The sequence below is a fragment of the Neorhizobium sp. SOG26 genome (assembly GCF_003491345.1).
Taxonomy (GTDB): domain Bacteria; phylum Pseudomonadota; class Alphaproteobacteria; order Rhizobiales; family Rhizobiaceae; genus Neorhizobium; species Neorhizobium turbinariae.
The window spans coordinates 1,536,851-1,553,937 of the sequence record NZ_CP025512.1 but is presented as its reverse complement, the minus strand read 5'-3'; the positions used below and the strand labels follow the sequence as shown (position 1 = coordinate 1,553,937).

The window sequence follows — 17,087 nt, the reverse complement described above, 5'->3', positions numbered from 1 at the left end:
TGGGTGGGGATGAACCCGAAACGCAGCAAGACGAAGCGACGGTCACTCTGGCGTGTCTTGGTTAATGCGGAGTAAATGCGTGGAGGCGGACGCTAAGCAGAGCTGAAGTATCCGCCTGACGATCACTTCGAGACCGCACCCACGGCCATGGCGCGGCCGTCCTGGAGCTTGACCCAGCGCGCAGGGTTGTCGCTCGCCTGTCGCTTGAGGAAGGTGTATTCCGTGTCGGTCCACACCATCACCTTGTTGCGCATGTTGTCGAGAACGAAGTCGCCGCGATCGGTGCGAACGGTCAGCACGGCATGGCCTTCGCCATTCGGCTGCAGGACGACCGTGATCAGCAGGTCCGAGGGAGAGAAGCCCTTGGTCATCAGCATCTTGCGCTTCAGAAGCACGAAGTCTTCACAGTCGCCGACGGTGCGCGGATAGGCCCAGCGCTCTTCGACGCCGTAGATCTCCTGGTCCGTCATCGGGGTGATCGACGAATTGACGGTGTAGTTGACGTCGAGAAGGGTGCGCCACTTCTCTTCGGTCAGCGTCATCGGCCCGCGATCCTTGTAGGAAGCCGTGCACTCGCTCGTATAGGTCTTGCAGAACTCGTAATGCCCGATCGGCGGGTTCGCCTGGCCGATGACGCGCATGGCGCCGGCGGGCATGGAGAAGGCCGATCCGGCCGAGATTACGGCCATGACGGCGGTGATGGCTGCGAGGCGTATTCCCTTGAGGTGGCTCATGTTCTTGTCTCCCCGTTATGGGAAGGACAATGCCAGACAGGGTTTGAGCGACGGCAAAATCTCGTAGTAAAAACAAATGCTTATTTGAACTCAATTCTGCTAAATTACCAATCGAATACAGATAAAATTAGATCGATCGGGTTATCGAAGATGGCACGCCGGAAGAGCGTCCGTAACCGCGGCGGAATGCTCGTCGGCCAATGAACTCGGGCTTGTTCGAGGGGGAAGAAGCAGGTCGATGGTGGCAGACCGCGGTGAAAGGTTAACGCGAAGCCTGGCTGAGATGCGCTGATCCATACAAGCTGTCATGAAAAATCACGTCACACGCCGGTTTTACGCCGCAACGTCTCAAGAAAAAAATCTCGAAACGGCACATTTTTTTCTGGTCGTAATGGGACAGCAGAGGTGTGATGTCGACAAATGACACAGGTGATCGCGCGCATGCGCATGGCGCAGGCGCTTTAGGTCGTCACGGGCTGATCGCAGAGTGAGTGGATGAGGTTTAGAGGAACTCGGTCAGAGTTTCGCGCGACTGGACCGAGCTGAACTCGATCGCGACGCCTTCCATGAAATGGCGAACCACGCGGCCCCGCATGCTGCCGAGGCGCACGGCCGTGCCAAGGGCAGGCCGGATATCGATGTCGATTGCCGCGCCGGACAGCGAAAGGTCCATGATGCGGCAGGCATAACGGCGGCCGTCATCAAGCGTGATCTCGGCGCGGGTGTTGCGCGGAGCAAGGCGATCATGTCGGCGATCTTCCGGAAGGCCGAGTTCGTGCTTGTTGGCGATCCATGTCAACTGGGCGGCCAGCTTCTCGCGCTTGCGGTCCGTCGCGTTGATCGACATCACGAAGCCGTTAGCGGTGAGGGCGGTGACATTGCCCTCGAGGCGACCCAGGTGATCGAGATAGGCGACGACGCGCTCGCCGACGGCCGGGCGGCCGGCGCAGGTGAAGCTCACGTCGCCAGGCGACATGTCGACAGCGTCACACGGGAATTCTTCGTAGGACGCCAGCATCAGCCGACCGGGCACGTTGACCGTCACGCTCTGGAATGCCCGCTGCGTGGGAGCAACCTGCGTCTGGGTTGGTGCCGGCTGGAATGAATACATTAGGGGTGCGGCCCTGTTGGTGCGTCCCGTCTACAATAGCGTGGCCGAGTTAACAGATGGTTGTTGCACCTCAGGTTGTACGCGCCACCATCGGCTGTGGCGTCCGCCGCGTGTTTGGCTGGTCGGCCTTGTCTGCCGTCAGTGGTACGCCGAAGTGGGCGTCGCTGCCGGTGAGGAAGGTCCAGTCCCTCAGCCGGAAGCCCGGGAGAGGCGAGCGTGGCCGGGGCTGGCCGGGCATGACCGGCATCAGTGATCCCAGTACCCGGTCGCAGCCATCGAACTCTGTCGACCAGAGCGGCAGCAGCAACATCTCGTATGGCTGATCCTTTCTAAACTCAGTGAGAACGAGCTCAAGAAGCGCCGGCGTCTCGTATTCGAGCACCTTGCGTGCCAGATCGGCACCATCGGTCGCGTTGGAACCGCTGAAGAGATAACCGAAGGACTGGTCCTTCAACTCTCGATCAAACAGGTCGCAGAGACGGGTCCCCGCCAGGCGGAACGTTGGCGCGCCGGTGTTGCTCTTTGCGATGATGAACAGGTCCGGCAGGAGATGGCGCAGTGCGGATGGATCAACCTGGGTTCGTAGCGGCGCGATCCGATCGCCCTTGATGTTCAGCCAGTAGTCGAAAATGGACCGGCTTGCATGGTTTTGCATTCACTGCACCTGTAACATTTCATTCCAAAGTCGCGCGTCATGCGCGACCGTTCGCTTCCCTTCAGCGAAAAGCGTGCCATGGCAGGCTCGCCATGGTTAAGGATTGGTTGCGGCAATGCGTCGTGGCCAACAGACTTTGCTGCGCCTTTCCTTTGGCCGGGCGCTTCTGTATGGCTCGAAGGGAACATGCATGGTGAGGTTATGATGGTTGATGGGCGGGACACGCCGGCGGAGCCGGAAGGCAGCGGGCAGGAGATCGAGCCGTCGCCGCCCATATTCAACCTGCCGAACAGCCTCGTTTTCACGCTCGCGCTGCTCGCCCTCATCTATGTCGTGCAGGAATATCTGCTCGGCCCTGAGGAACGGGCCTACCTTGTTATCGACCTGGCCTTCGCGCCGCTCCGTTATGCCTACCCGCTGGCGGAGCAGGGATATGAATGGCTCTGGACGCCCGTCACCTATTCGCTGCTCCACGGCAGTATCGAGCACATCCTTTTCAACAGCCTGTGGCTGATGGCGTTCGGCGCGCCTGTTGTACGTCGCATCGGGACAGTCCGCTACCTGGTCTTTTGGGCGCTATCGGCTGTCGCCTCCGCCTTCTTCCATGCCTGGATCAACTGGGGTGACGAAACACTGCTGATCGGCGCTTCCGGCGTTGTATCCGCGCTGATGGGCGCTGCCTGCCGTTTCGCCTTCCCGGGCGAGCGCGGCTATGACCGCATGTACGGACACCTTCTGCCGCGGCAATCGATCCTCGGCGCCTTCCGCAATCGGACGGTAGTGATCTTCACTGCCATGTGGTTCCTCGGGAACCTGCTCGTTGCCTTTGGGGTAACGCTGTTTGGCGCAGATGTGGGACCGATCGCCTGGGATGCCCATATCGGCGGCTTGCTGTTCGGCTTCCTTACCTTTGGCCTGTTTGATCCGGTGCCTGCACGACGCTGACTGCATTCACGCAAGCTTGATCTCCATATCAGACCGTCCTAAACTTTCGCCAGCGCGTGGGACAAAGAAGCGCGTCCGGTGCCGTCCTGGGGAGGGGGACCCGGAAGCCGAATGGTTTGAGGAGAGACCTGTGGCAATCAACGTCAAGAATATGCTGGATGCAAAAGGCCGTGATGTCGTGACCGTAAAACCCGACATGACATTGCTCGACGTCTCCCGTGTCCTCAATGACAACAAGATCGGTGCCGTCGTCATCACCGGCGTCGATGGAAGGGTCGCAGGCATCTTTACTGAACGCGACCTCGTGCGGGCCGTCGCCGGGTCCGGCGCTTCGGTCCTCGATCAGCCGGTACGCTCGGCGATGACATCCACCGTGCAGCGCTGCACGGAAGACACGACCGTCGATGAACTGATGGGCATGATGAGCGCCGGACGCTTCAGGCACGTGCCTGTGGAGCAGGAGGGAAAGCTGGCGGGTATCGTGTCGATCGGTGACGTCGTGAAATCGCGTATTCGCGAGATCGAGTTCGAGGCCGAGCAGATCAAGGCCTATATCGCCGGCTGAGGCCGCCGCCGAAGAGAAGTCGCCCGCTGCCTTAGCGGGCGAAGACTTCCTGCATGCGCTTCAGCGCCGAAATCTGGGCGATGGTTTCATCATAGCCACGCTGGATTGCTTCGCCGGCGCGATGGAATTCGGAAAGACCGATATCGGCCAGCCGCGGATGAAGCGCGAGGTCCGGCGGATCGCCGGCAAGACGCGCCCGCGAAATCCTCTCCTGGATGATGTTGAAGGCCTGCACCATGGTCCCGGTAACGCTGACCCGCGTCTCTTCCTGCTTCTTCCGCTCTTCGGGCGTCTGGACACTGGCGTTCAGCTTCACGACCGCCGAACGGCCGAAGATTTCGTAGTTGAGGTTTACCGCGACGACCAGGGGCTGCTCGTAGGCCCGGCACACCGATGTCGGAACGGGATTGACGAGCGCGCCATCCACCAGCGTGCGGTTGTTGCTCCGCACCGGCTCGAAGATGCCCGGAAGCGCGTAGGAAGCGCGCAAGCCCGTGATCAGCGAGCCGCTGGAGATCCAGACTTCATGACCCGTATGCAACTCGGTCGCCACCGATACGAACGGCCGGTCGAGATCCTCGATGGAGAGACCTTCAAGGTGTTCCTGCATCCGCTTGGTCAGCCGCATGCCGCCAAGCAGCCCGCCGCCGCCGATCGTCAGGTCGAGAAGGCCGGCAATGCGGCGCATGGTGAGTGAGCGCGCGAAGCTTTCGAGTTCGTCGAGCTTTCCGGCAAGGTAACAGCCACCGACCAGCGCGCCGATCGAGGTGCCGGCGATCATGCCGACCTCGATGCCGGCTTCGTCCAGTGCACGCAGGACGCCGATATGGGCCCAGCCTCGGGCTGCACCGCCACCCAGCGCGAGCGCAAGCTTTGCCTTCCGCGGTGCTTCGTTTTCCGGCGGGGTCGGGGGCACAACGGCTGTGCCGCCTGCTTCGGCAGAGGCGGCGTCAGGTTCCTGACGGTTCCAGCTCCAGTTCAGCATCAGCAAACACCCCCAAGAAAAGCTGAATACCCCTTGGCGCCAATCTAGCGCCTCAAAGGGTTTCGAATCCGTTCATCAGATGGGAGCAACCGACCGAAATCGGGGCAGACGCCTAACGTGTTCCCGCGTCCGAATAAACGACACTTGGATCAAAATGACGCTGATCGTCATTGACTTCAAGAACCGCCGTACCGTCAACTTTTGTGACCGTGCGATAGAAACAGGAGCGCCGGCCGGTGTGACAGGTGGCGTCATGACCCGCGACGGAAACCTTCAGCCACACGGCATCTTGGTCACAATCGGTGCGCAGTTCATGCACTGTCTGCAGGTTCCCGGAGGATTCGCCCTTCTTCCAGATCTTGCCGCGCGAGCGGCTGTAATAATGGGCGACACCGGTTTCCACCGTCAACGCCAGCGCCTCGGCGTTCATATGCGCCACCATCAGCAGTTCACCGTCCCGCACGTCCGTCACGACGGCTGTCACAAGGCCATTGGCATCGAACCGCGGCGTGAACGGACCGGCAGCTTCCAGTTCTGCCTTGTCGGCAGAAGGACTTGCGAACGAGATGGACATGAGGCGCCTCTGGTCAGCGATTGCGGGCAAGCGTGAAGAAGCGGGCCTGCTCGGCGGCGTTGGTCTTGAACTCACCGGTGAAGGTGGTGGTCAGGGTATGCGATCCATGCTTCTGCACACCGCGCATTTCCATGCACATGTGCTCCGCCTCGATCAGCACGGCAACGCCACGCGGCTTCAGCGTGTTCTGGATTGCCTGAGCAATCTGCGCCGTCATGTTTTCCTGCGTCTGCAGGCGGCGACCGAAGATTTCCACGACGCGCGCGATCTTCGACAGGCCGAGAACGGGGCCGGACGGCAGGTAGGCGATGGTCGCCTTGCCCTTGATCGGCAGCATGTGGTGCTCGCAATGCGAAAAGAACGGAATGTCGCGCACCAGCACGATGTCGTCAAAGCCGGACATTTCCTCGAAGGTGCGGCCCAGCACGTCTTCGGCGGCCAGGTCATAGCCGGAGAAAAGCTCCCGGTAGGACGCAGCAACGCGCTTGGGCGTATCCAGCAGGCCTTCCCGGCTCGGGTCATCGCCGGCCCAACGCAGAAGAACGCGAACGGCTTCCTCTGCCTCCTGCTGGGTTGGACGGGCCTGCTTTTCCTGCGTGCCCGGGAAATTCTTCACGATGGCATCCATCTATCGTCTCCCGATGCGGTTCAAGGCCGCATCCGACTGTTCGTCACTCACGCCTTAGCGGGCCCCGAAGCGCCACGAATGGTAAGGCAATTGGGCGCTATCTGACCGCTGCCCGGCTCTTTTACAAGACATCCTATCCTCATTTCGATAGGATTTCGTGAAAAGATCCGTTCTTGATGATCCTTGCGCACCATCACATATAAGGGTCCGAGATTCATTCTGGTAGATCGCCAGCGAGCACAGAGTGTTCACCAGCCAATAGGCAAAACAGCCCCATGGACGACATTTACAACAGCAAGATCCTGGAATTTGCGGGCAATATCACGCGCGCCGGCACTCTGCCCGATGCTGATGCTAGCTCGGAGAAGCATTCGAAGCTCTGCGGCTCCAAGGTCAAGGTGCACTTGAAGATGAGCGGCGATCGCGTCACCGATTTCGCCCATGAGGTGCGCGCCTGCGCGTTGGGCCAGGCCTCGTCCTCTATCATGGCGCGCCACGTCGTTGGCGCGAGCGCGGCCGAGATCCGCCAGGCACGCCAGGACATGCTTGCGATGCTGAAGGAAGGCGGTGAGGGGCCTGAAGGTCGCTTCGAGGAAATGCGCTACCTGAAGCCGGTCAAGGACTACAAGGCCCGCCACGCCTCCACGATGCTGACCTTCGACGCCGTGGTCGATGCGATCGACCAGATCGAGGCGAAGACGCAGGCCAGCGTGGCGGTCGGCTGACCGGCATGTGCGGCGCGCCTGATTGTCGACATCCTGAAGCCCCGGCGCGTTCCTCCGGACGCAACTGGCGCGGTCCCTTCCGCAAGACCCCGGACCGTCTGCTCGGCATGGGCGTGATCCGGCTGTATCAACTCACGCTTTCCGGCTTCATCGGAAATAGCTGCCGGCATATCCCGACCTGTTCCGAATTCGGTTACGAGGCCGTCGCCCGCCATGGTTTGTGGCCCGGCGGCTGGATAACGCTGTTTCGCGTCGCGCGTTGCGGACCGGGCGGCACCAGCGGGCTTGATCCGGTGCCGGAGACACTGGCGGGGCGCCAGCATTGGTGGATGCCGTGGCGTTATTGGCGGCCAAGCCACACCGCTTAAACCTTTACTTGTCCGCCTGTTTTCACTAATACGCACGCGTTCATGCTGCTGGCCTGCGTCGGCGGCCCTTTTTGACCACCCGCATTCGTTGGCGGGACTGGACAGGAGAATTCAGATGTCCGTTTCCCTTACATTCCCCGATGGCTCCGTTCGCGCTTTTGAAGCCGGAACGACCGGCCTTGCTGTCGCCGAATCCATTTCCAAGTCGCTTGCAAAGAAGGCAGTGGCGATCGCACTCGATGGCCAGTTGCGCGACCTTTCCGACCCCGTGACCGACGGCAAGATCGAGATCGTCACGCGCACCGATCCGCGTGCGCTTGAGCTCATCCGCCACGACGCCGCTCACGTCATGGCCGAGGCGGTGCAGTCCCTGTGGCCGGGAACCCAGGTCACCATCGGCCCGGTGATCGAGAACGGCTTCTATTACGACTTCAAGCGCGTCAACAAGGAGACGGGCGAAGACTGGCCCTTCACACCTGACGATCTGCCGAAGATCGAAAAGAAGATGAAGGAGATCATCCAACGCAACGAGCCCTTCACCAAGGAAGTCTGGTCGCGTGACGAGGCCCGCAAGGTCTTCGGCGACATGGGCGAGACCTACAAGGTCGAGCTTGTTGACGCGATCCCGGAAGGTGATGACGTCAAGATCTACCGCCAGGGCAAGTGGTTCGACCTTTGCCGCGGCCCGCACATGGCCTCCACCGGCCAGATCGGCACGGCCTTCAAGCTGATGAAGGTGGCTGGCGCCTACTGGCGCGGTGACAGCAACAACCCGATGCTGACCCGAATCTACGCAACGGCATGGGCCACGCAGGAAGAGCTCGACCAGTACCTGCATGTGCTGGCTGAGGCCGAAAAGCGCGACCACCGGAAGCTCGGCCGTGAGATGGACCTGTTCCACTTCCAGGAAGAGGGCCCGGGCGTTGTGTTCTGGCATGGCAAGGGCTGGCGCATGTTCCAGACCCTGACAGCGTATATGCGCCGTCGTCTGGCCGGCACTTATGAAGAGGTCAATGCACCGCAGGTGCTGGATGCCTCGCTCTGGGAAACCTCCGGTCACTGGGGCTGGTACCAGGAGAATATGTTCGCCGTGAAGTCTGCCTATGCGTTCACGCATCCGGACGACAAGGAAGCCGACAACCGCGTCTTCGCGTTGAAGCCGATGAACTGCCCGGGTCACGTGCAGATCTTCAAGCATGGCTTGAAGTCTTACCGTGAACTGCCGATTCGACTTGCTGAATTCGGCACCGTGCACCGTTACGAAGCCTCCGGCGCCCTGCATGGCCTGATGCGCGTTCGTGGCTTCACCCAGGACGATGCACACGTCTTCTGCACCGACGAGCAGATGGCAGCCGAATGCCTTCGCATCAACGACCTGATCCTGTCCGTCTACGAAGACTTCGGCTTCAAGGAAGTTGTCGTGAAGCTGTCGACACGGCCTGAAAAGCGCGTCGGCACGAATGCGCTTTGGGATCGCGCCGAATCCGTCATGATGGACGTGCTGAAGACGATCGAAGCGCAGTCCGGCGGTCGCATTAAGACGGGCATTCTGCCAGGCGAGGGCGCGTTCTATGGTCCGAAGTTCGAATACACGTTGAAGGACGCGATCGGCCGCGAATGGCAGTGCGGCACCACCCAGGTTGACTTCAACCTGCCGGAGCGGTTCGGCGCCTTCTACATCGACCAGAACTCCGAGAAGACACAGCCGGTGATGATCCACCGCGCGATCTGCGGCTCGATGGAGCGCTTCCTTGGTATCCTGATCGAGAACTTCGCGGGCCACATGCCGCTCTGGATCGCGCCGACGCAGGTCGTCGTCGCAACGATCACATCGGACGCGGATGACTATGGCCGTGAAGTCGCAGAAGCGCTGCGCGATGCTGGCATGGTCGTCGAGACCGACTTCCGCAACGAAAAGATCAACTACAAGATCCGCGAGCATTCGGTCACGAAGGTACCGGTGATCGTCGTATGCGGCCGTCAGGAAGCGGAGAACCGTTCGGTGAACATCCGCCGCCTCGGCTCTCAGGCGCAGACCTCCATGTCGCTGGACGAGGCAATCGCTTCGCTTGCGCTCGAGGCAACGCCGCCGGATGTCCTGCGCCGCCAGGAAGCAAAGAAGGCAAAAACTGCCGCTTAAAACAGGAAGGCAGCGCTCGTTACCGGGCGCTGCCTTTTCCTTAAGGAACCTGCGATCCTTGGATCAGTTCACGTCGCTCGTCGCGCCTGCCACCTGCTTGCTGTCCCGCATCAACACCTCGACATCGCTGTTGCGCCCGGATTTGACGCTGAACTCGCGCTGGTAAATCTTGTTCTTGTTGCGGGCGACGGCGAGATATTCGCCTTCCGCCAGCACCATGGTCGAAAAGGCGCTGACGCTTTCGTTGACGACGTCGCCGGCTGCCGTCAGCACCGACCAGGCCGTATCAGCGATCGCTTCACCACCCGGTTGTGACACCAGCTTCAGCGTGATCTGCGCCGCACGATGCTGCAGCACGGCCTGGGTCAGCTTGCCTGCCTCGACCTGAATGTCGGCGCGCACCACGGCGTTCACATCGCCATATTCGGAGACGATGTGGTAGGTGCCGGCGTTGAGGCGTACAACGGTGTTCGGCGCAACATCGGCCATCACCAGCGCCCGGTCGCCATTCTCTTTCTGCTCGGCAGCATAAACGGAGAAGCTCAACTGCTTCGGCGGAATGCGCTGGTCGGTTCCGGCCACGGCGTTCAGCACGAAACCGCCGGCATCAAGCACCAGCGTCTGCTTTGGCACGTCACCGTTCTCAGGAACGGTCAGCTTCTTCGTGACGCCCGCCCGGCCGAAGGCGCAGTTGACGAAATATTCCCCCGGCGACAGCTGGAACGCGGCCGGACCACCTTCTGAGCTTGCGACAAGGGGAAGCTTGCCATCTTCACCGGCAATTGGGCTGAACACGCGCCAGACCAAGCCTTCCTGCATGACCTCGCCATCCGCTGTCAGCTTGGCATCGAAGGTGACATCGCGCGCATTCGTGTACGCTTCTTCGCTGCCGACGGCCGAAAAGGCATTGATCTTCGGCATCTTGGCCGTGCTGTCGAGCTGGCGAAAGCTCTTGAAGGCATCTCCCTGAGCCCACACGGACGACGCCAGTCCGACGACCAGCGCTCCCGCCACAAGGGTGCGTGCCACAGTGATGATGCCTGACATGATTACGGTACCAATTGACTCTTGTTTTACCGCGAGCCACTTGAGACTAATGTCGGGGCGATTTCAAGGCCTTCCCGATGCATCCTCTCCCGCTCGAAAGATGACATAATGCAGAACGATATCAAGCTCATTGACTTTCTCCGCGACCGACACTCCACCCCCGTTGCCCAGATCAAGGAACCGGGGCCGACGCAGGAGGAACTGGATGAGATCTTGACCTTTGCCGTACGCGTTCCCGACCATGGCAAGATCGCACCATGGCGGCTGGTTGTGTACCGCGGCGAGGTGCGGCAGAAACTCGGGGAGGCATTCCTGAAGCTGGCGCTCGAGAAGGACCCGGAGATGACGGAAACGGCCCGGCAGGCGGAACTTAACCGCTTCACCCGCGCACCGCTCGTCGTCGGGGTGGTCAGCACGGCGGCTCCACATCCGAAGATCCCGGAGTGGGAACAGGTTCTTTCGGCTGGCGCGCTGGCCTTCAACCTCGTACTTGCGGCGCAAGCGCATGGCTATGTCGCCAACTGGCGCACCGAGTGGATCGCCTATGATGATGCCGCGCTCGACGTTCTCGGCGTCAAGCCCGGCGAGAAGGTGGCAGGTTTCGTGCATATCGGCTCGAGCGACTTCCCGACGCCGGACCGCCCGCGGCCTGAGCTCTCGCAGGTCGTCACCTATGCCGGCGAGGCGTGAGGCCAGATGTTCTACACGACAGACACCAACCAGCATGGTCTCAAGCATGATCCGTTCAAGGCGATCGTTGCGCCGCGGCCGATCGGCTGGATCGGAACGAAAGGCAGGGATGGTTCGCTGAACCTCTCACCCTACTCCTTCTTCAATATCGTCTCCGACCAGCCGAAGCTCGTGATGTTCTCGTCGAGCGGGCGCAAGCACAGCCTGAAGAACGCCGAGGAAACCGGCGCCTTTACGGCAAGCCTCGCCAGCCGGCATCTTGCCGAGCAGGTGAACGCGTCGTCTGCGGCCGTGGAATACGGCGTCAGCGAATTCGAGCTCTCCAGGCTGACGGCGAAGATGGCCGTGACGGTGGATGCGCCCTTCGTGGCGGAAGCTTATACGGTGCTCGAATGCCGCGTGACCGAGATCATCAACCCCAAGGGGCTCGATGGCGAAGCGTCAGGCTCGTTCATGGTGCTGGGCGAGGTGACCGGCATCCACATCAGCGAAACGATTCTGCGCGACGGGCGAATCGACATGTCGCTTGCCAAGCCCATCGCCCGCATGGGCTACATGGACTATGCCGATGGCGGCACGGACGTGTTCCAGATGTCGCGCCCGGCCGTTGCACGAGGCTGAATTTCGGCTCCGAAAGGCCCGGATATCCGGGCCTTGCAGCCTTAATGAACATGGTGAACCAATCTTAAACTATTAAGCGCTAGCTTTCATGACAGCCGACCGGAGTTCCTCCGGCATGTGTTCTGGGGCTGGGGCGTGATTGTAGAGGCATTTCTTCGTTGGTCGGAAACGGCAAAGGCGGGTGATCGGGCCAAGGCGGCGAATGCATTGGGGCGCGCCTATCTGCAATGTCTTGCAGGCACGGAGCGCCAGCGCGCCGCAGGGCTCGCCATGACCTACCTGCTCGATGATCCGTCTCCCCGCGTTCGCCTGGCTCTTGCCGAAGCGCTCGCTGACGCTGACATCGCCCCGCGTGGCGTGATCATCTCGCTCGCCGAAGACCAGCCGGAAATCGCCTGCACCGTCATTACCCGCTCGCCCGTGCTGACGGATGACGACCTCGTCGATCTCGCCGGGCGCGGTGACAGCCTCCGGAGAGGCATCATTGCCGCCCGTCCGTCGCTGTCGCGCTGCGTGGCAGCCGCAATCGCCGAAATCGGCGACGAGGGCGAGGCGCTGATCCTGCTCGAAAACGAGACGGCATCCATCACCCGGGCATCGCTGCGGCGCCTCGCTGAGCGCTTCGGCCATCGCTGCGACATCCGCAACATGCTGCTTGATCGCGAGGACCTGCCGGCTGATGCCCGCCACATGCTGGTGACCAGCGTGGCAGAAACCTTGCTGCGCTCGCCGCTCGTCTGCGGGACCATGGCATCCGGCCGCATCGAACACGTCATGCGCGAGGCCGGCGAAGCGGCAACCGTCACCATCGCCGGCACGGCAGCCGGCAACGAGGTCGTGGCGCTCGTCGAGCACCTGCGTGCTGGCGGTCACCTGACGCCTGCCTTCCTCATCCACGCGCTCTGCACCGGCAAGGTAGATTTCTTTGCCAAAGCCATGGTGTCCCTGTCAGGATTGGAGGAGCGGCGCGTCCGCTCCATTTTAGCCACTGCCCGCGTTCACGCCGTGCGCGCGCTGTTCGAGGCTGCAGGCCTCGGCCGGGAACTGGCTGAAGTATTCGTGGAAGCCGTGCTCCTGTGGCGTCAGGCCGCGTCCGAACTCGCCGTCGGCAGCATCTCACTGCGTCTTCTCGAAAGACTGCGCCAGGACCGCAATACGCTCGCCGCGCCGATCGAAGTCCTCGACATGCTCGAAAAGCTCTGCCGTGTTGAAGAGCGCCTCAATGCCCGCTCTTACGCAAGCCGTCTTTCGATCGCAGCCTGAGCCTTAGCCAATCAGTTCTTGATGGACGCAGCGGTCCGGACCACCGGATGTTCGGCGGGACCGGTCGCGAGGTCTGCCGCCTCGATCTCGCCTGTCTCGGCGTTGCGCACTTCCCGGATCCATTCCCGCCAGATCGACACAAGCAGTGCCATCAGCACCGGACCGATGAACAGGCCAAGGAAGCCCATCGTGCTGACGCCACCGACCAGCCCGAAGAAGGTCGGCAGGAAGGGCAGCTTGATCGGACCGCCGACCAGCCGGGGTCGCAGCGTCTTGTCGACGATGAAGAGCTCTACCGTCCCCCAGGTCAGCAGCCCGAGGCCGGCAACATAGTTGCCATTGGCGACGAGGTAGAAGGAGATCAGCGTGAAGGAGAGCGGCGCGCCACCCGGAATAAGTGCCATGAAACCTGTGATGACGCCAAGCGTCACGGGCGAGGGGACGCCGGCGATCCAGTAGGCGATACCGAGCACGATGCCTTCCCCAATCGCAATCAGCGTCTGGCCCGTGACCGTGGAACTGATGGTGGCGGGAACAACACGCGAGATCCGCTCCCACCGCGACGGCAGGATGCGTTCCCCGAGCAGGTCGATCTGCTGGCTGAAGGAAGCGCCGTCGCGATAAACGAAGAACAGCGCGATCAGCATGAAGATCAGGGTCAACGCAAGGTGGAAGGCGCCGTCGCCGGCCGCCAGGATCGCACGATAGATATTGCCGATATTGGCGCCGCTGACGATCTGGATGAGCTCGCCGATCGCGCCAGGCGAGCCGATCCGCTGAACCCATTGCACGCCGAGCCATTCACCGACCCATGGCAGGCCGGTAATCCAGGCCGGTGGGGGCGCACCGAACCGGTTGACCTCGGCAGCCCAGACGATCCACTGGCGAACTTCGCCGATCGTATAGGTGATGGCTACCGCGAGGGGTACGATCAGGAAGACGAGGATGGCAATGATGGCAAGCGTTGCGCCGATCGTGGTGCTGCCGCCGACAGCCCGAAGCAGCCTGCGATAGAGAGGCCAGCTTGCAAAGCCGATGACGAGGGCTGCCAGCACCGGCACGAGGAAGCCGTGGAAGAAGTAGATGCCTGCCGCAACAACGAGGATGAGAAGCCATCGGGCTGCAGAAATGGGAGGGATCAACGCAACACGACTAGGCGCCGCCGGGCCCAGCCAACGCGGCTCCGGGGCGGCCTTATGATCTACACTTCCATTCACCAGCTTCATTCCTTGGGGTTTCCCCGTCATCATATGGCTGACGGAGCCTCTTGCCGCAAGACTTTGTAACGCCAATTAGGCAAGCATCTGCTTGCCCTAAACAGCAGATGCGATAGAAATATGTTGCTGTGTGCCGGTTTGTGCCGGAGTTGATGCTAATCGTAATGAGGTGACCGTTTTCAGTCTTTGGCGGGAACCAGTGCTTTTGCTGCTCATGTCGTTTGGCGGAGACGGCTTTCAGGAACTTTGACATGCCCCCCATGCAGACGGTCGATCTCACCAACTGCGACCGAGAGCCCATCCACATTCCCGGCAGCATCCAGCCTCATGGGTGTCTTCTCGCCTGCGATTCCGCGGGCTCGGAGATCCTGCGTTATTCCGCCAATGCACCAGAGATGTTGTCCATCGGCGATGGCCTGAACGGCAAGCGGCTGGAAGACATTGTCGGTGGAGAGGCGGCCCACAGCCTGCGCAACGCGCTCGCGACCTCCGATGACCCGGCACGACCGGCGCTGCGGCACGCGGTGAAGCTGCCGTCGGGTGGCATCTTCGACATCGCGATCCATCGGCTGGCATCCGCCGTGATCCTTGAGTTCGAGCCGGCCTCGACCGATTCCGACCAGCCGCTTGAAGTCGCCCGCATGCTGATCAGCCGCATCCGCAATGTCGGCAGCCTCGACCGGCTCAGCGACGCTGCGGCGCGGCTCACTTATGCGATGCTCGGCTATGACCGCGTCATGGTCTACCGGTTTGAGGAGGATGGATCCGGTAAAGTCGTCAGCGAATACAAGCGCCGTGACCTGGAAAGCTTCAAGGGCCAGTACTTCCCGGCCAGCGATATCCCCAAGCAGGCCCGCGCACTCTACCTCAAGAACACCGTTCGCATCATTGCCGACGCCAGCGGCGAGCGCGTGCCGATCGTGCCGGAACTGGACGAGGCGGGCGAGCCGCTGGACCTTTCATTTGCGCATCTGCGCAGTGTATCCCCGGTGCACTGCGAATACCTTCGCAACATGGGCGTCGCCGCCTCGATGTCGATCTCCATCGTTGTCGACGAGGAATTGTGGGGCCTGATCGCCTGTCACCAGTATTCGCCGAAGACGCTGTCGATGCCGCAGCGCGTGGCGGCCGAAACCTTTGGCGAGTTCTTCTCTCTGCACCTCAACACGCTGAAGCAGCGGCAGTTGATGGAAACCGTCAGCGGCGCCCGCCGGTCGCTCGACCGCTTCCTGCATACGGCCTCGCATCACGACAATATCGGCGAGCTTCTGCGCACCTCCCTCGGAGACTTCTCGGCCATGATCCCGTGCGACGGCATCGGGCTGTGGCTGGACGGCATCTGGTCGAGCAACGGCACCGCACCGTCGCAGGAACTCGCTGCCGAACTGACGGAACTGATCGGCGTTGCCGGTGGCGGACGCGTCTGGACGACATCCTACCTCTCGCGGGACCTGCCGGATTCGCGTGTGTCACCGGAGAATGTCTGCGGCGTCATCGCCATCCCGCTGTCGCAGCGTCCGAGGGACTACCTGTTCTTCTTCCGCCGCGAGGTTGTGCAGACGCTCAACTGGGCCGGCAATCCCGACAAGTCCTACAATGTTGGTCCCCTGGGCGATCGTCTGACGCCGCGCAAGAGCTTTGCGATCTGGAAGGAACTCGTCCATCACCAGGCGCAGCCCTGGACGGACGGCGATCGGGAAATTGCCGACGCGATCCGTGCGGTCCTGGTGGAGATCGTCCTGCATCACAACGAACTCCTGGCCGATGAACGCGACAAGGCCGATGTCCGCCAGCGGATGCTGAACGAGGAACTGAACCACCGCGTCAAGAACATCCTGTCGATCATCAAGGCGCTGGTTGGCCACTCGGTCGATGCCAAGGTCAGCCTTCAGGATTACATCGCCGCCTTGAAGGGCCGCATCCAGGCGCTGGCGCTGGCGCATGACCAGGTCGTGCGCGGCAGCGATGGCGGCCTGCTTTGCGATCTTCTTGAGGCCGAGCTCAAGCCCTATAGCGAGGGTCGCCGCACGGTGACCTTGAAGGGCCCCAGGGTATGGCTCGATAGCCGGACATTTTCAGTCATGGCCCTGGTGCTGCATGAGATGTCCACCAATGCGGCCAAATATGGCGCGCTGTCGCAGGACGGCGGACGGCTTGATATCGAGTGGAGCCATCTGCCGAACGGCGATTGCGAACTGAACTGGGTCGAAGACGGTGGGCCTCTCGTGCGTCCGCCCCAGCGCAGCGGCTTTGGCAGCGTGCTGATCGGTCGCAGCGTTCCGTACGAACTGGATGGCCAGGCGACAGTGGATTACCGGCCTGAGGGCGTCAGGGCTCGCTTCCTCATCCCAAGCAAGCACATCCACGTCGAAACGGATCCAGCCGAGCCCGTCGTCGTCTCAGCGGATGCCTTGCCGTCCGCCACCAATGGCGCAGCAAGTCTGGCGGATCTCGAACTGCTACTTGTCGAAGACCAGATGCTGATTGCAGCGGATGTCGAGGCGATGCTAGCCGATCACGGCATCAACAAGGTGACGACGACGCCATCGGCGGCCGATGCCTTCCGCCGCCTGAAGGAGTACACCCCGGATTTTGCAATTCTCGACGTCAATCTCGGCTCGGGCACGTCATTGCCGATCGCGGAGGAACTGATCCGCCGCGACATCCCGTTTGTCTTCGCAACCGGTTACAGCGACCGCTCGATCATCCCGTCGAGCTTTTCGGCGCCAGTGGTGCGAAAGCCGTATGAGGCTGCGACGCTGATCAGCGCCGTGACCAACGTGCTGGTGTCTCGTACGAACGGCACCCAGTCGTCTTGA

At 61.6% G+C, this 17,087-nt stretch carries 17 protein-coding genes; 9 read left to right on the top strand and 8 right to left on the bottom strand.

Features of this window, described 5'->3' with window-relative positions; translation table 11 throughout:
• Positions 1–122 precede the first annotated feature (122 nt).
• The 3 genes from CYG48_RS07775 to CYG48_RS07765 all read right to left on the bottom strand — a co-directional run bounded on the left by CYG48_RS07775 (position 123) and on the right by CYG48_RS07765 (position 2,500).
• On the bottom strand, positions 123–689 hold the full coding sequence (locus CYG48_RS07775; RefSeq protein ID WP_245450457.1) for a transglutaminase-like cysteine peptidase: 567 nt from the start codon (positions 687–689) through the stop codon (positions 123–125).
• Between the two features lie 547 nt (positions 690–1,236).
• Positions 1,237–1,845 (bottom strand): PilZ domain-containing protein, encoded by a 609-nt coding sequence (locus CYG48_RS07770; protein WP_118849855.1) that lies wholly within the window; start codon positions 1,843–1,845, stop codon positions 1,237–1,239.
• Between the two features lie 70 nt (positions 1,846–1,915).
• Entirely contained in the window at positions 1,916–2,500 is a 585-nt protein-coding gene (locus tag CYG48_RS07765; protein WP_118849854.1) for a PAS domain-containing protein, read from the bottom strand.
• Between the two features lie 186 nt (positions 2,501–2,686).
• On the opposite strand from CYG48_RS07765, the gene CYG48_RS07760 reads away from it, so the two are divergent.
• A complete protein-coding gene (locus tag CYG48_RS07760; protein ID WP_445304328.1) occupies positions 2,687–3,445 on the top strand; it encodes a rhomboid family intramembrane serine protease in 759 nt (252 codons plus the stop codon).
• A 130-nt stretch (positions 3,446–3,575) separates the two neighbouring features.
• Positions 3,576–4,010 carry a CBS domain-containing protein gene (locus tag CYG48_RS07755; RefSeq protein ID WP_118849853.1) on the top strand — a complete coding sequence of 145 codons (435 nt, stop codon included), beginning with the start codon at positions 3,576–3,578 and terminating at the stop codon, positions 4,008–4,010.
• A gap of 31 nt (positions 4,011–4,041) precedes the next feature.
• On the opposite strand, the gene CYG48_RS07750 is transcribed toward CYG48_RS07755, so the two are convergent.
• The 3 genes from CYG48_RS07750 to folE all read right to left on the bottom strand — a co-directional run bounded on the left by CYG48_RS07750 (position 4,042) and on the right by folE (position 6,197).
• Positions 4,042–4,995 carry a patatin-like phospholipase family protein gene (locus CYG48_RS07750; RefSeq protein ID WP_118849852.1) on the bottom strand — a complete coding sequence of 318 codons (954 nt, stop codon included), beginning with the start codon at positions 4,993–4,995 and terminating at the stop codon, positions 4,042–4,044.
• A gap of 112 nt (positions 4,996–5,107) precedes the next feature.
• On the bottom strand, positions 5,108–5,569 hold the full coding sequence (hisI, locus tag CYG48_RS07745; RefSeq protein WP_118849851.1) for a phosphoribosyl-AMP cyclohydrolase: 462 nt from the start codon (positions 5,567–5,569) through the stop codon (positions 5,108–5,110).
• Between the two features lie 13 nt (positions 5,570–5,582).
• The gene (gene folE, locus CYG48_RS07740; protein ID WP_118849850.1) at positions 5,583–6,197 is read right to left on the bottom strand and encodes a GTP cyclohydrolase I FolE; all 615 of its coding nucleotides are present in this window, start codon (positions 6,195–6,197) and stop codon (positions 5,583–5,585) included.
• A gap of 275 nt (positions 6,198–6,472) precedes the next feature.
• Here folE and CYG48_RS07735 point away from each other — a divergent pair, with 275 nt between their 5' ends.
• From CYG48_RS07735 to thrS, 3 genes are all read left to right on the top strand, one after another.
• Positions 6,473–6,922 carry an iron-sulfur cluster assembly scaffold protein gene (locus CYG48_RS07735; RefSeq protein WP_118849849.1) on the top strand — a complete coding sequence of 150 codons (450 nt, stop codon included), beginning with the start codon at positions 6,473–6,475 and terminating at the stop codon, positions 6,920–6,922.
• 5 nt (positions 6,923–6,927) lie between these two features.
• On the top strand, positions 6,928–7,290 hold the full coding sequence (yidD, locus tag CYG48_RS07730) for a membrane protein insertion efficiency factor YidD (RefSeq protein ID WP_118849848.1): 363 nt from the start codon (positions 6,928–6,930) through the stop codon (positions 7,288–7,290).
• A 115-nt stretch (positions 7,291–7,405) separates the two neighbouring features.
• Positions 7,406–9,430, top strand: coding sequence for a threonine--tRNA ligase (gene thrS, locus CYG48_RS07725; protein ID WP_445304327.1), 2,025 nt, complete (start codon positions 7,406–7,408; stop codon positions 9,428–9,430).
• Between the two features lie 63 nt (positions 9,431–9,493).
• Here the strand turns inward: thrS and CYG48_RS07720 are convergent, their stop codons facing one another.
• Positions 9,494–10,477, bottom strand: coding sequence for a hypothetical protein (locus CYG48_RS07720; protein ID WP_118849847.1), 984 nt, complete (start codon positions 10,475–10,477; stop codon positions 9,494–9,496).
• A gap of 108 nt (positions 10,478–10,585) precedes the next feature.
• On the opposite strand from CYG48_RS07720, the gene CYG48_RS07715 reads away from it, so the two are divergent.
• From CYG48_RS07715 to CYG48_RS07705, 3 genes are all read left to right on the top strand, one after another.
• Entirely contained in the window at positions 10,586–11,167 is a 582-nt protein-coding gene (locus CYG48_RS07715; RefSeq protein ID WP_118849846.1) for a nitroreductase family protein, read from the top strand.
• A 6-nt stretch (positions 11,168–11,173) separates the two neighbouring features.
• Positions 11,174–11,788, top strand: a complete 615-nt coding sequence (locus CYG48_RS07710; protein ID WP_118849845.1) for a flavin reductase family protein — start codon at positions 11,174–11,176, stop codon at positions 11,786–11,788.
• A gap of 135 nt (positions 11,789–11,923) precedes the next feature.
• Positions 11,924–13,051 (top strand): DUF2336 domain-containing protein, encoded by a 1,128-nt coding sequence (locus CYG48_RS07705; RefSeq protein ID WP_118851545.1) that lies wholly within the window; start codon positions 11,924–11,926, stop codon positions 13,049–13,051.
• An 11-nt stretch (positions 13,052–13,062) separates the two neighbouring features.
• Here the strand turns inward: CYG48_RS07705 and CYG48_RS07700 are convergent, their stop codons facing one another.
• Positions 13,063–14,277: an AI-2E family transporter gene (locus CYG48_RS07700; RefSeq protein ID WP_118849844.1), complete on the bottom strand. Its 1,215-nt coding sequence runs from the start codon at positions 14,275–14,277 to the stop codon at positions 13,063–13,065.
• 242 nt (positions 14,278–14,519) lie between these two features.
• Between CYG48_RS07700 and CYG48_RS07695 the strand changes: the two genes are divergently transcribed.
• A complete protein-coding gene (locus tag CYG48_RS07695; RefSeq protein WP_118849843.1) occupies positions 14,520–17,087 on the top strand; it encodes an HWE histidine kinase domain-containing protein in 2,568 nt (855 codons plus the stop codon).